The organism is Variovorax sp. Soil_C_17 (assembly GCF_057657265.1).
The window spans coordinates 418,952-432,849 of sequence record NZ_JBDGIT010000001.1; the positions used below are offsets into that span (position 1 = coordinate 418,952).

Here is a 13,898-nt window from a genome sequence, read left to right on the forward strand (position 1 = left end):
CCGGGCCGGTTACACCGTGGCGCCGGCGTTCGGATCGTCCGGGTCGCCCTGCTTGGGGGTTGCCTTGACCAGGTCCTCGCGCTTCACGCCCAGCCACATCGCGATCGCCGCCGCGACGAAGGCGGACGAATAGATGCCGAACAGGATGCCGATGGTCAGCGCCAGCGCGAAGTAGTGCAGCGTCGGACCGCCGAAGAAGAACATCGACAGCACCACCAGTTGGGTCGAGCCATGGGTGATGATGGTGCGGCTGATGGTGGAGGTGATGGCGTTGTCGATCACCTCGCGCGTCGACATCTTGCGGTAGCGCCTGAAGTTCTCGCGCACCCGGTCGAAGATCACCACCGACTCGTTGACCGAGTAGCCCAGCACCGCCAGCACCGCCGCCAGCACCGCCAGCGAGAACTCCCACTGGAAGAAGGCGAAGAAGCCCAGGATGATGATCACGTCGTGCAGGTTGGCCAGCACCGTGGCCAGCGCAAACTTCCACTCGAAGCGGAAGGCCAGGTAGATCATGATGCCGACCACCACCATGCCCAGCGCCTTGAGGCCGTTGGTGGTGAGCTCCTCGCCCACCTGCGGGCCGACGAACTCGTTGCCGCGCAGGTTGGCGCTGGGGTCGACCGCCTTGAGCGCCGCCATCACCTGCTCGCTTTGCTGCGCCGAGGTCTGGCCCTTCTGCACCGGCAGGCGGATCTGCACGTCGCGCGAGGTGCCGTAGTTCTGCACCTGCACGTCGGCATAGCCGAGCTTGGCGATGGTCTCGCGCACCTTGCCCACGTCCACCGACTGCTGGTAGGCGACCTCCATGACGGTGCCGCCGGTGAACTCCACCGACAGGTGCAGCCCGCGGTGGAACAGGAAGAAGACCGCCAGCAGGAAGGTGAGGACGGAGATCGCGTTCAGCACCAGCGCGTAGCGCATGAACGGGATCGTGCGGTGGATTCGGAAGAACTCCATGTTTCTAGTGCTCCCTTACTTGGCGGCGGCTGCGGCCTTGTCGGCGTCGGGCTTCCAGACCGTGCCGATGGACAGGCTCTTGAGCTTCTTCTTGCGGCCGTACCAGAGGTTCACCAGGCCGCGCGAGAAGAACACGGCCGAGAACATGGAGGTAACGATGCCGATGCAGTGCACCACGGCGAAGCCGCGCACCGGCCCCGAGCCGAAGGCCAGCAGTGCGATGCCGGCGATCAGGGTGGTGACGTTGGAATCCAGGATGGTGCCCCAGGCGCGGTCGTAGCCCGCATGGATGGCGGCCTGCGGCGAGGCGCCGTTGCGCAGCTCCTCGCGCACGCGCTCGTTGATCAGCACGTTGGAGTCGATGGCCACGCCGATCGCCAGCGCCATGGCCGCGATGCCCGGCAACGTGAGCGTCGCCTGGAGCATCGACAGGATGGCCACCAGCAGCAGCAGGTTGACCGCCAGCGCAATCGACGAGAACAGGCCGAACAGCATGTAGTACACGCACATGAACACCATGATCGCGGCGAAGCCGTACATCACGCTGTCGAAGCCCTTCTGGATGTTGTCGGCGCCCAGGCTGGGGCCGATGGTGCGCTCCTGGATGATCTCCATCGGCGCAGCCAGCGAGCCGGCGCGCAGCAGCAGGGCCAGGTCGTTGGCCTCCACCACGTTCATCGAGCCCGAAATCTGAAAGCGGTTGCCCAGCTCGCCGTTGATCGACGGCGCCGTCAGCACCTCGCCCTTGCCCTTCTCGAAGATCAGCATCGCCATGCGCTTGCGGAAGTTCTCGCGGCTGACGTCGCGCATGATGCGGCCGCCCTTGGCGTCCATGGTCAGGTCGACCTTGGGCTGCTGGGTCTGCGAGTCGAAGCCCGGCTGGGCGTCGGTGAGGTTCTCGCCGGTCACCAGCACCTGCTTCTTGACGATGACGGTGCGGCCTTCGCGGTCGAGGAATTTCTCGGAGCCGAAAGGCACCGGGCCGCTGCCCGTCTCGGCCGCGCGGCCCTCGGCGGATTCGTCCACCAAGCGCATCTCGAGGGTGGCGGTGCGGCCCAGGATGTCCTTGGCCTTGGCCACGTCCTGCACGCCCGGCAGCTGCACCACGATGCGGTCCAGGCCCTGCTGCTGGATCACGGGCTCGGCCACGCCCAGCTCGTTGATCCGGTTGTGCAGCGTGGTGATGTTCTGCTTGAGCGCAGCATCCTGCAGCCGGCGCGCCGCCTCGGGCTTGATGGTGGCAGTGAGCCGCCACTCGCTGCCCTCCTGGCTGTCGGTGGTCGCCAGGTCGGGGAACTGGTCCTGGATCAGGGCCTTGGTCGTTTCCAGTGCGGCGGCGTCTCGGAAGCGCACCTCGATGGTCTGGCCGTTGCGCGTGACCGCGGCGCCGCGAACGTTCTTGTCGCGCAGGCCCGAGCGCAGGTCGTTGGCGAAGGACTCGGCCTTCTTGTCGATGGCGCCCTTCATGTCGACCTGCAGCAGGAAGTCCACGCCGCCGCGCAGGTCCAGGCCCAGGTACATGGGGTAGGCGCGCAGCGCTGCCAGCCAGGAAGGCGAGCGCGACACCAGATTGAGGGCCACCACGTAGGGCGGGTCGCTCGGGTCCGGCACCAGCGCGCGCTGCAGCACGTCGCGCGCCTTGAGCTGGTCGTCGGTGGTCGCGAAGCGCGCCCGCACCGAGGTGGCGTCGAGCGTGATCAGGTCCGGCGCGAGGCCGGCAGCCTTCAGCGTTTCCGCCACGCGGGCCTGGGTGCCGGCATCGATCTTGACGGTCGACTTGCCCGAAGACACCTGCACTGCAGGCGCCTCGCCGAAGAAATTGGGCAGGGCGTAGATCAGCCCCACGAGCAGCACGACGACGATGATCGCGTACTTCCAGACCGGGTAACGGTTCATGATCGCGCTTGGGAAATAGAGCTTCAGCCCGTTCGGGTTGAGCTTGTCGAAGCCGGATGAAGGCCCTTCGACAAACTCAGGGCGAGCGGCAGGATGGGTTACTTGATTGCGCCTTTGGGCAGCACTTGCACGACGGCCGAGCGCTGCACCTGCACCTCGACGCCCTTGGCGATCTCGACGGTCAGGTACTGCTCGCCGAGCTGCGTGATCTTGCCGAGCAGGCCGCCGGCGGTCGCGACCTCGTCGCCCTTGGCGAGCGCCTCGATCATGGCGCGCGCTTCCTTCTGGCGCTTCATCTGCGGGCGGATCATCACGAAGTACAGCACCACGAACATCAGCACCAGCGGCAGCATGCTGCCGAGAGAGGACATCATGTCGCCACCACCGGCAGCAGCGGGCGCGGTCTGGGCGAAAGCGGAGGAAATGAACAAGGGAGTCTCCAGCAAGAGAGGAAGGTATGAGCGCGCACCCCGGCGGGGTACGCGGTTCGCGCAGCGCACGGCACGGGCCATGGAACAGGCGCACTAAAGCGGGGCCGGGCCCCGCACAGCATCGCGCATTGTATTCGGCGGCGTCCGGCCCGCCGGCGCTAAGCCGGCAGGGCTGACAGGGCTTTCAGGACCGCCGCGGCGGACAGCCCCGAGGGAGTTCAGGCCGCCGCGCGAGCGCCCTGCGGCTCGCGCCACTTGGCCATCAGGTCGGCCCAGCGGGTGCGCGCCGCCTCGAGGTTGCGCTCCTTCACATGGCCGTAGCCGCGGATCTGCTCGGGCAGGCTCGCGATCTCCAGAGCCAGCGCGTGATTGCCGGCATTCAGGCCGGACAGCAGCTCCTCGATGCTCGCGCGGTACTCGCCGATCAGCGCGCGCTCGGTCTTGCGCTCTTCGGTACGGCCGAAGGGATCGAGAGCCGTGCCGCGCAGGCCCTTGAGCTTCGCGAGCAGGCGGAAGCCGGTCAGCATCGCCGGGCCGAACTTCTGCTTCTGCAGTTCGCCCTTGGCGTTGCGCTGGGCAATGATCGGCGGAGCGAGGTGGTAGTTGAGCTTGTAGTCGCCTTCGAACATGCCTTCGACCCGCTCCAGGAAGCTGCGGTCGCTGTGCAGCCGCGCAACCTCGTACTCGTCCTTGTACGCCATCAGCTTGAACAGGTAGCGCGCCACCGTCTCGGCCAGGCTGGTCTTGCCCAGCGCCGCCTCCGCCTGCTGCACCTTGGCCACGAAAGCCTTGTACTGCCCGGCGTAGCCGACGTTCTGGTAAGCCGTGAGGAACTCGACGCGGCGCGCCACCAGGCTCTCGACCGTGTCACGCTTCTTGAACTCGACGACCTGTCCGGGCGAGACGCGCTTGCGCAACTCTTCCGGCCGCTGCGCCGCCTGACGGCCCCATTCGAACGCTGCCTTGTTGTTGTCGACCGCGACCGCATTGAGCTCGATGGCGCGCATCAGCGAAGCATGCTCGAGCGGAATCCAGCCCTTCTGCCAGGCATAGCCCAGGATCATCGGATTGACGTAGATGGTGTCGCCCATCAGCGAGCTCGCGGCCGCATCGGCGTCGAAGGCGCCCAGCCCCGCCGGCCCGACGGCGCGCGCGATCTCGGCCGCGCAGGCCTCCTGCGGGTTCTGCCAGTTGGCGTTGCGCACGAAGGATGCGGTAGGAGTGCTGTGGCTGTTGAGCGCCACGTGCGTGCGCCCCTCGCGCATGCGCGCCATGGTCTCGGCGTTCACGCTGACCAACGGGTCGCAGGCCAGCACCAGGTCGGCCGCCGCCGTGCCCACGCGGGTGGTGCGGATGTCGTCCTGGGTGTCGCCGATCAGCACATGGCTCCAGGTCGCGCCGCCCTTCTGCGCGAGGCCCGCTGCATCCTGGGTGACGATGCCCTTGCCCTCGATGTGGGCCGCCATGCCGAGCAGCTGGCCGATGGTGATCACGCCGGTCCCGCCGACGCCGGCGACCACGATGCCCCAAACGTTGCCGCCGGCGAGCGAAGGCAGCGCCGGTTCGGGCAATGGGCCCAGTTCGGCCGGCGTGGAGGCCTTGTTCTTCGCCTTCTTCTTGAGCTGCCCGCCTTCCACCGTGACAAAGCTGGGGCAGAAGCCCTTGAGGCAGCTCATGTCCTTGTTGCAGGTGCTCTGGTTGATGGTGCGCTTGCGGCCGAACTCGGTCTCCAGCGGCTCCACCGACAGGCAGTTGCTCTTCACGCTGCAGTCGCCGCAGCCCTCGCAGACCAGCTCGTTGATGACCACGCGCTTGGCCGGATCGACCGCCGTGCCGCGCTTGCGGCGCCGGCGCTTCTCGGTGGCGCAGGTCTGGTCGTAGATGATGGCGGTCGTTCCCTTGATCTCCCTGAACTCGCGCTGGATCTCGTCCAGTTCGTCACGATGCCGCACCTTCACGTCCTTGCCGGGGACGTTCACGCCTTCGTACTTCTCGGGTTCGTCGGTGACCACCACCACCTTCACCGTGCCTTCGGCGTGCAGGCTCTCCGCGATCTGCAGCACCGAGTGGCCCTCGGGCCGCTCGCCGACCTGCTGGCCGCCGGTCATGGCGACGGCGTCGTTGTAGAGGATTTTGTAGGTGATGTTGACGCCGGCCGCGATGCTCTGGCGGATCGCCAGCAAGCCGCTGTGGAAGTAGGTGCCGTCGCCGAGGTTGGCGAAGATGTGCGGATCGGTGGTGAAGGGCTGCTGCCCGACCCACGGCACGCCCTCGCCGCCCATCTGGGTGAAGCCGAGCGTCGAGCGATCCATCCAGGTCGCCATGAAGTGGCAGCCGATGCCGGCCATCGCGCGCGAACCCTCGGGCACCACGGTGCTGGTGTTGTGCGGGCAGCCGGAGCAGAACCAGGGCTGGCGCGCGGCGTCGGCCACGCCGACGGTCTGCGGCGCCGCCATCGCGCGCTCCTTGGCCTCGAGGATGGCGAGCTGGGCGTCGATGCGCGCCGCCATGTCGGCGCCGGCCGCGGCCAGGACGCCGGTCGTCTTCAGCCGCTTGGCGATGGCCTTGGCGATCAGCGCCGGGTTCAGGTCGGCGTTCGCGCGCAGCAGCGTGTGCGCCGTCGGATTGGGCATCGACCATTCGCCGCCCGAATAGCCCTCGGCCTCGTGCACCTCGCCCTCGTCGAACTTGCCGACCACGTTGGGCCGCACGTCGGCGCGCCAGTTGTAGAGCTCCTCCTTGAGCTGGTACTCGATGACCTGGCGCTTTTCCTCGACCACCAGGATTTCCTGAAGGCCGGTGGCAAAGTCGCGCGTGAGCTGGGCCTCGAGCGGCCACACCACGGCCACCTTGTGCAGTCGAATGCCGAGCTGGCGGCAGGCGGCGTCATCCAGGCCCAGGTCGATCAGGGCCTGGCGGGTGTCGTTATAGGCCTTGCCGCTGGCCATGATGCCGAAGCGGTCGTGGGGCCCTTCGATCACGTTGTGGTTGAGCCGGTTGGCGCGGATGTAGGCCAGCGCGGCATACCACTTGTAGTGCATGAGCCGCGCCTCCTGCTCCAGCGCATGGTCGGGCCAGCGGATGTGCAGGCCGCCGGGCGGCATCTGGAAATCGGTGGGCATCACGATTTCGACGCGCTCGGGGTCGATCATCGCCGTGGCGCTCGACTCGACGATCTCCTGGATCGTCTTCATGCCCGACCAGATGCCGGCGAAGCGGCTCATGGCGAAGGCGTGGATGCCGAGATCCAGGATCTCCTGGACGTTGGTCGGGAAGAAGACCGGCGTGCCGCAGGCCTTGAAGATGTGGTCGCTCTGGTGCGCCGCCGTCGAGCTCTTGGAGATGTGGTCGTCGCCGGCGACCGCGATCACGCCGCCCCAGGGCGTGGTGCCCGCCATGTTGGCGTGCTTGAAGACGTCGGAGCAGCGGTCCACGCCCGGGCCCTTGCCGTACCAGATGCCGAACACGCCGTCGTACTTGTTGGTGCCCGGCGGCGCGAAGCCCAGCTGCTGCGTGCCCCATAGCGCGGTGGCGGCGAGCTCCTCGTTCACGCCCGGCTGGAAGACGATGTGCTGTTCCTTCAGGTACTTGCTGGCCTTCCACAGCGCCTGGTCGTAGCCGCCGAGCGGCGAGCCGCGGTAGCCGCTGATGAAGCCTGCCGTGTTCTTGCCCGCCTGCTGGTCGCGCAGGCGCTGCAGCATGGGCAGCTTGACCAGGGCCTGGACGCCGCTCATGAAGGCGCGGCCGTAGTCCAGTGAATATTTGTCGTCGAGCGTGACCGTTTCGAGTGCCTTGCGAATGTGCTCGGGCAGCGGTGCGTTCATGTCATGCCTCCCGACGAGTCGCCTGAAGGGAGGCATGCGCCCCCTCGGGGTGCGGCGAATACACGAAGTGATGAGCGTGGGGGTCCATGTGTCTTGTCTCCGTGGCTGTGCCTTGTGGGCGTGGCGGTTGGTAGGGCGAGGCGATCGGGTAGGAACATTCCCCGCAGCCATCATGCTCGCAAAGTGTATGCCTGGCGCCTTGATAGGTGTTTGCGTTCTTTGCCCGTTCAAGGCCCCTTTCTGAAAGGATCTTGCTTAAGATGCCTCCTTATGGAAAGCATTGACAAGTTCGACCTGGCCATCCTGCAAGAACTGCAGGCCGACGCGCGGCTCACCAACGCCGAGCTGGCGCAGCGCGTGGGACTGTCTGCGGCACCCTGCTGGCGCCGGGTGCGCGCGCTGGAGACAGCCGGCTACATCCGCGGCTACCACGCCGAGATCGACCGCCACAAGATCGGCCTGGGCGTGCTGGCCTTCGTGCGCCTGGACACCGATCGGGCCACCGGCGAGGTCACGCGCAAGATCGAGGAGGCGATCCGCAAGCTGCCCGAGGTGGTGGCCTGCCATTACATCAGCGGCACCGGCATGTTCGAGCTGCAGGTGGTGGCCGAGGACCTGGACGGTTTTTCGCGCTTCGCGCTCAACAGCCTGATGCACCTGCCCAACGTGAAGGACCTGCACACCAGCTTCTCGCTCGGCGAGGTCAAGGCCAGCCGCGCGCTGCCGCTCGGCCACCTCGCGCGCAAGACCGGCAAGGCCGGCCGGCCCGGGACCGGACAATAGCGGCTCATGCCACCGATCTCGCCCGACGAAACCCCCGTCGCTCCGAAGCGCGCGCAGCCGCCGCGCATCGGCCCCTTCGAGCCGCTCAAGCTGGCCGTGTTCCGCATGCTGTGGAGCACCTGGCTGGTCGCCAACATCTGCATGTGGATGAACGACGTGGCAGCAGCCTGGATGATGACCTCGCTGACCACCTCGCCGATGTGGGTCGCGCTGGTGCAGTCGGCCTCCACGCTGCCGGTATTCCTCCTGGGGCTGCCCAGCGGCGCGCTGGCCGACATCCTGGACCGGCGGCGCTGGCTGGTCGCCACCCAGTTCTGGCTGGCCGGCGCCGCGATCGTGCTTTGCACCGCCGTGGTCCTCGATCTCATGAGCGCGCCGCTCCTGCTGGCCTTGACCTTCGCCAACGGCATCGGCCTGGCGCTGCGCTGGCCGGTGTTCTCGGCCATCGTGCCCGAGCTGGTGCCGCGCACCCATCTGCCGGCGGCGCTCGGGCTCAACGGGCTGGCGATGAACGCCTCGCGCATCATCGGGCCGCTGCTGGCCGGCACGCTGATCGCGAGCGCCGGCACCGTCTGGGTCTTCGGCCTCAACGCGGTGCTGTGCGTGGTCTCGGGCTTCATCGTGCTGCGCTGGCGGCGCGAGCACAAGCCGAACCCGCTGGGCCGCGAGCGGCTGATCAGCGCGATGCGGGTGGGCGTGCAGTTCGTGCGCCAGTCGCAGCGCATGCGCGCGGTGCTCACGCGCATCTCGATCTTCTTCCTGCATTCGACCGCGCTGCTGGCGCTCCTGCCGCTGCTCGCGCGCAACCTGCGCGGCGGCGGGGCCGGCACCTTCACGTTGCTGCTGGCCGCCATGGGCGCCGGCGCGATCGTGGCGGTGATGTTCCTGCCGCGCCTGCGCCAGGCGCTGGCGCGCGACCAGCTGGTGCTCCGCGGCACGCTGCTGCAGTCCGCCGCCACCGCCGTGATGGCCGTGGCGCCCAGCGCGTGGATCGCGGTGCCGGCGATGGTGGTCGGCGGCATGGCGTGGATCACGGTCGCCAACTCGCTCTCGGTCTCGGCCCAGCTGGCGCTGCCCGACTGGGTGCGCGCCCGCGGCATGTCCATCTACCAGATGGCGATCATGGGCGCCAGTGCCTTCGGCGCGGCCATCTGGGGGCAGGTGGCGGAGCTCTCCTCGCTCTCCATCACACTCGGCATCGCAGCGGTCAGCGGCACCGCCCTCATGCTGCTGGCGCTTCGCTACGTGACCGACGGCGTCGGCGAGGACGACGACACCACCCCCGCTCGCAAGGGCTGGGTCAAGGGCCCGCCGGCCGAGGCGCCGGACGAGGACGGCCGGGTGGTGGTCACCGTCGAATACCTGATCGACCCGGCGCGCGCCGCCGCCTTCCATGTGGTGATGCAGCAGACCCGCCGCACCCGCCTGAGCCAGGGCGCGATCGGCTGGGAGCTGCTGCACGACATCGCCGAGCCGGGCCGCTACATCGAGGAAGTCGTCGACGAGTCCTGGACCGAGCACCTGCGCCGCTTCCACCGCGCCACCGCGGCCGACATGGCGCTGCGCGACCGGCGCCTGGCCTTCCACCAGGGCGAGACGCTGCCGGTGGTGACGCGCTACGTGGTCCGGCGCTGATCCTGCTGCCCGTCGGGCGTGAAGCGACCGACAGCTTCCTGAAAGCTCCGCTGCGGCAGCATGGGCGCCTTTCGAATACCGATGGAGACCACCATGAACGATCCGAAGCTTGCCGGGCCCCAGCCCCATTTCCCGGCCACGCGCCGCCACCTGCTCGGCTTGACGGGCGCCCTCGGGCTGGCTGCCCTCTGGCCTCACGGCGCCCGAGCCCAGGCGGGCTGGCCGAGCAAGCCCGTGCGCTTCGTCGTGCCCTTCGCGCCGGGCGGCAGCTCCGAGATCGTGGCGCGCTCGGTGGCGGCCGAGCTCTCGCGCACGCTCGGGCAGAACGTGTTCGTCGAGAACAAGCCCGGCGCCGCCGGCAACATCGCGATGGCCGAGGTGGCGCGCAGCGACGACCAGCACACGCTGATCCTCGGCCACATCGGCACGCTGGCAGTCAATCCCTACATCTTCGACAAGCTGCCGTACGACGCCAACAAGGACTTCAAGCCGGTCAGCCTGCTGGCCAAGGTGCCCAGCCTGTACGTCGTGCACCCCGACGTGCCCGCAAAGAACCTGCGCGAGCTGATCGCCTACGCGCAAGGCAGGCCCGGCAAGCTCAGCTACGGCTCGGCCGGCAACGGCAGCGCCGGCCACCTTGCCTTCGAGTACCTCAAGATGACGGCCAACATCTTCATGCTGCACGTGCCCTACCGCGGCACCGGCCCCATGCTGACCGACCTGATGGCCGGGCGGCTCGACGCCTCGGCGATCGGCGCCGCGGCGGTCCTCCCCTTCATCAAGGCCGGCAAGCTGCGCTGCATCGCCACCGGCTCCTCGGCGCGGCTGCCGCAGCTGCCGGAGGTGCCCACCGTGGCCGAGCAGGGCTTCCCGGGCTTCGAGATGACGCAGTGGTACGGCCTGCTCGCCCCGGCGAACCTTTCGGCTGCAAACCTCGCCAAGCTGTCGGCCGAGACCGTGAAGGCGGTGAAGGCGCCGGCCGCGATGGAGCGGCTCAAGGGCGACGCCGCCGAGGCGGTCGGCGACACGCCCGAGCAGTTCGCCAAGTTCATCGCCGGCGAGCAGGCGCGCTGGAAGAAGGTCATCACCCGGGCCAACATCAAGCCCGACTGACGCCGACCGCGCATAGCATCCCGGCATGCGCATCCTGCTCGCCGAAGACGAACACACGCTGGGCACCTGGCTCAGCAAGGCGCTGGAGCATGCCGGCATCCAGGTCGACTGGGTGGACGATGGCCGGCTGGCGGACCGGGCCCTGCAGCAGCACGACCACGATGCGCTGGTGCTCGACCTCGGCCTGCCGGGCCTGGACGGCCACACGGTGCTGCAACGCCTGCGTGCCCGCGACCAGCGGCTGCCGGCGCTGATCCTGACCGCGCGCGACTCGGTGGACGAGCGGGTGCGCGCTCTCAACGCCGGTGCCGACGACTTCCTCGCCAAGCCCTTCGCGCTGGCCGAGCTGGAAGCCCGGCTGCATGCGCTGGTGCGGCGGGCGCGCGGCATCGAGCATCCACGCCTGGCCTGCGGGCCGCTGGCCTGGGACGCCGCGCGCCGTCAGTTTCTGCTGCACGGCGAGCCGCTGCCGCTGACGCCACGCGAGCAGGCCGTTCTGCGCGTGCTGGTGCAGCGCAGCGGCGAGCCCTTCTCCAAGCAGCAGATCCTGGAACGCGTGTTCTCCGACGAGGCGGACGTGCAGCCGGAGGCGGTCGAGGTGCTGGTCCATCGCCTGCGCAAGCGGCTCGACGGACGCGGCGTGGGCATCACGACGCTGCGCGGTCTCGGCTATGCGCTGGAAGTGGCCTGAGCGGCTGCGCCAAGCCAGCCTGTGGCAGCGCCTCGCCTGGCTGCTGCTGCCGGTGCTGGTGGCGGTGACCGCACTCGAGCTCTGGATGACGCGGCACGATGCGCTCGAAGCCGCGGACGCCGCCTACGACCGCTCGCTGCTGGGCGCGCTCAAGTCCATCGATGCCAACATCTCGACCGCCTCGGGCGGCCTGTCGGTGGAGCTGCCCTACCGCATGTTCGAGTTCTTCGAGCTCACCGCGAGCGGGCAGGTCTTCTTCCGCGTCGCCACCTCCGACGGCCTGGTGGAGCTGGGCAGCGCCGACCTGCCCGCGCCGCCGGGCACGCTCGCGAGCGGCGTGCCGGTGTTCTACGACGCGCCCTACTTCGAGGAGCCGGTGCGCTTCGCCGCCTACCGGCGCGCACTGGAACAGGCGCCGGCCGGCAGCGAGGCGCGCAGCGTGCTCGTGCAGGTGGGCGAGAGCACGCGCTCGCGCCAGGAATTCACCCGCCGCTTCGTGCGCCGCGCGGCGCTGCGCGATGCGCTGGTGCTGGCCCTGCTGGTGTGCAGCACCGCGGCCGCGCTGGCCGCCGCCCTGCGCCCGCTGGCGCGGCTGGCGCGCGAGGTGCAGACGCGCAGGCCCGAGGACCTGGCGCCGATCGCCGACGCCGGCTTGCCGGCCGACATCCGGCCCCTGGTGGCGGCCGTCAACCAGCAGATGGCGAGAACGCAGGCACTGGTGACGCAGCAGCGGCAGTTCCTCGACGATGCCTCGCACCAGCTGCGCACCCACCTGACGACGCTGCAGATGCAGGCCGACTACGCCCAGCGCGAGCAGGACGGCGAGCAGGTGCGGGCCGCACTGCGCGCGCTGGGCGCGGAGATCGGCCGCGCCACCCGCAGCACCCAGCAGCTGCTGGCGCTGGGCCGCAGCGACACGGCCGCGCTCGAAGCCGGGCCGCTGGACCTGGCGGCCTTGCTGCGCGAGGTGGCGCTGGACTTCCTGCCGCAGGCGCGCGCGAAGCAGATCGACCTCGGCATCCACGCGCCCACGCCGGAATTCCCGGCAGTGGCCGACCGCGGCCTGTTGCGCGAGGCGCTGGCGAACCTGGTGGCCAATGCCATCGCCAACACGCCCGCGGGCGGTACCGTGACCTTGTTCGCCGCGGCCGACGCGCAGGGCTTCAGCCTGAACGTGGAGGACGACGGCCCCGGGCTGAGTGCGGAGGAGCGCGCCTTGCTGGGCCAGCGCTTCCGGCGCGGCAAGCGCGCGGCCGGCGGCGGCTCGGGGCTGGGCTTGGCGATCGCGCGCGCGATCGCCGAGCGCCACCAGGGTGCGCTGCGGCTGGAAGCGCGCGACGCGGGCAGCGGGCTGCATGCCATCCTGTGGTGGCCGAGGACGAGATGAGCCGCCCCATGCAGGCCACGCCCACCCTTGCCCGCTCACGCCGCGCAACGCTGCGCGTGCTGTGCGTGTTCGCGGCTCTTGGAGACACGCCGCTGCGCACCGCCCTGGCGGCGGAAGACGATCCCTCGAACGGCCCCGCCGAATGCGTGGTCCCGGCCAAGCCCGGCGGCGGCTTCGACCTGAGCTGCATGCTGGCCCGCGAAGCCCTGCAGGCGGTGCGGCCGGCGCGGCCGCCGCTGGCGCGCCGCTACCTGCCCGGCGGCATCGGCGCCGTGGCCTTCGACCGTGTCGCGACCGGCCGCCTGGGCGGTCCGTCGACGCTCGTGGCCTTCTCGAGCGGCTCGCTGCTCAACCTGGCGCAGGGCCGCTTCGGGCCGCATTCGCCCTCGGCCGTGCGCTGGATCGCCACGCTGGGCACCGACTACGGCGTGATCGCCGTTCATGGCGACGCGCCGTTCAGGACGCTGGCCGATCTCGTCGCCGCCCTGCGCCGGGACCCCGGGCGCCTCGCCTTCGGCGCGGGCGGCACCGTGGGCAGCCAGGACTGGGTCAAGGCCGCGCTGCTCGTGCGCGCCGCCGGGCGCGACCACAAGGCCATGCGCTTCGTGGCCTTCGAGGGCGGCGGCGAGGCCCTGGCGGCACTGCAGGGCCGGCACGTGGACGTGTTCCCGGGCGACGCGGCCGAGGCGCTGCAGGCCCAGGCCGGCGGCGCGCCGCTGCGCATCCTGGCGGTGCTGGCCGAAGCCCGGCTGTCGGGCGCCCTGGCCGGTATTCCGACCGCACGCGAGCAGGGCATCGAGCTGGTCTGGCCGACCGTGCGCGGGCTGTACCTCGGCGCGGACGCCCCCGAAAGCGCCGTGCGCGCCTGGACCGAGGCCTTCCGGCAGGCGATCGCCAGCCCCGGCTATGCCGCCCTGCGCGAGCGCCATGGCCTGCACCCCTTCGAGCCGCTCACCGGCGCCGCGCTGGAGGATTTCGTGCGCCTTCGCATCGAGGATTACCAGCGCCTGGCCGCTGAACTGGGCCTGCGGCGCTGGTCGCGGTAGCATCGGGCTTCTGCCAGGGTGGGGAACCTAATCCGGGCCTCACACTCCCAAGGCATGATCCGCTGCACAACAAGGGCCCTTGCGCCTGCCACGACACCAGCAGCCTGCACCGCACAACAAACAGGAAAGTCT

10 protein-coding genes are annotated in these 13,898 nt (G+C 69.6%); 6 read left to right on the forward strand and 4 right to left on the reverse strand.

The genetic code is table 11. The annotated features are described in order from the left end of the window. Positions 1 to 9: 9 nt before the first annotated feature. From secF to AC3A6Y_RS01945, 4 genes are all read right to left on the reverse strand, one after another. The gene (secF, locus tag AC3A6Y_RS01930; RefSeq protein WP_309959488.1) at positions 10 to 960 is read right to left on the reverse strand and encodes a protein translocase subunit SecF; all 951 of its coding nucleotides are present in this window, start codon (positions 958 to 960) and stop codon (positions 10 to 12) included. Positions 961 to 975: 15 nt separating this feature from the next. Further along, positions 976 to 2,856, reverse strand: a complete 1,881-nt coding sequence (gene secD, locus AC3A6Y_RS01935) for a protein translocase subunit SecD (RefSeq protein WP_487866544.1) — start codon at positions 2,854 to 2,856, stop codon at positions 976 to 978. Positions 2,857 to 2,954: 98 nt separating this feature from the next. Beyond that, positions 2,955 to 3,287: a preprotein translocase subunit YajC gene (yajC, locus tag AC3A6Y_RS01940; RefSeq protein ID WP_487866545.1), complete on the reverse strand. Its 333-nt coding sequence runs from the start codon at positions 3,285 to 3,287 to the stop codon at positions 2,955 to 2,957. 218 nt (positions 3,288 to 3,505) lie between these two features. Next, a complete protein-coding gene (locus AC3A6Y_RS01945) occupies positions 3,506 to 7,111 on the reverse strand; it encodes an indolepyruvate ferredoxin oxidoreductase family protein (protein WP_487866546.1) in 3,606 nt (1,201 codons plus the stop codon). A gap of 270 nt (positions 7,112 to 7,381) precedes the next feature. Here AC3A6Y_RS01945 and AC3A6Y_RS01950 point away from each other — a divergent pair, with 270 nt between their 5' ends. From AC3A6Y_RS01950 to AC3A6Y_RS01975, 6 genes are all read left to right on the forward strand, one after another. Continuing rightward, positions 7,382 to 7,894 carry an Lrp/AsnC family transcriptional regulator gene (locus AC3A6Y_RS01950; RefSeq protein ID WP_487866547.1) on the forward strand — a complete coding sequence of 171 codons (513 nt, stop codon included), beginning with the start codon at positions 7,382 to 7,384 and terminating at the stop codon, positions 7,892 to 7,894. A 6-nt stretch (positions 7,895 to 7,900) separates the two neighbouring features. After that, positions 7,901 to 9,529, forward strand: a complete 1,629-nt coding sequence (locus AC3A6Y_RS01955; protein WP_487866548.1) for an MFS transporter — start codon at positions 7,901 to 7,903, stop codon at positions 9,527 to 9,529. Between the two features lie 93 nt (positions 9,530 to 9,622). Beyond that, positions 9,623 to 10,642 carry a Bug family tripartite tricarboxylate transporter substrate binding protein gene (locus AC3A6Y_RS01960; protein WP_487866549.1) on the forward strand — a complete coding sequence of 340 codons (1,020 nt, stop codon included), beginning with the start codon at positions 9,623 to 9,625 and terminating at the stop codon, positions 10,640 to 10,642. Between the two features lie 25 nt (positions 10,643 to 10,667). Further along, the gene (locus tag AC3A6Y_RS01965) at positions 10,668 to 11,333 is read left to right on the forward strand and encodes a response regulator (protein WP_487866550.1); all 666 of its coding nucleotides are present in this window, start codon (positions 10,668 to 10,670) and stop codon (positions 11,331 to 11,333) included. Continuing rightward, complete coding sequence (locus tag AC3A6Y_RS01970) at positions 11,314 to 12,720, forward strand: sensor histidine kinase (protein WP_487866551.1); 1,407 nt, start codon at positions 11,314 to 11,316, stop codon at positions 12,718 to 12,720. Before AC3A6Y_RS01965 ends, AC3A6Y_RS01970 begins: the two co-directional genes overlap by 20 nt. Then, the gene (locus tag AC3A6Y_RS01975) at positions 12,717 to 13,766 is read left to right on the forward strand and encodes a tripartite tricarboxylate transporter substrate binding protein (protein ID WP_487866552.1); all 1,050 of its coding nucleotides are present in this window, start codon (positions 12,717 to 12,719) and stop codon (positions 13,764 to 13,766) included. Before AC3A6Y_RS01970 ends, AC3A6Y_RS01975 begins: the two co-directional genes overlap by 4 nt. Positions 13,767 to 13,898: the final 132 nt, after the last annotated feature.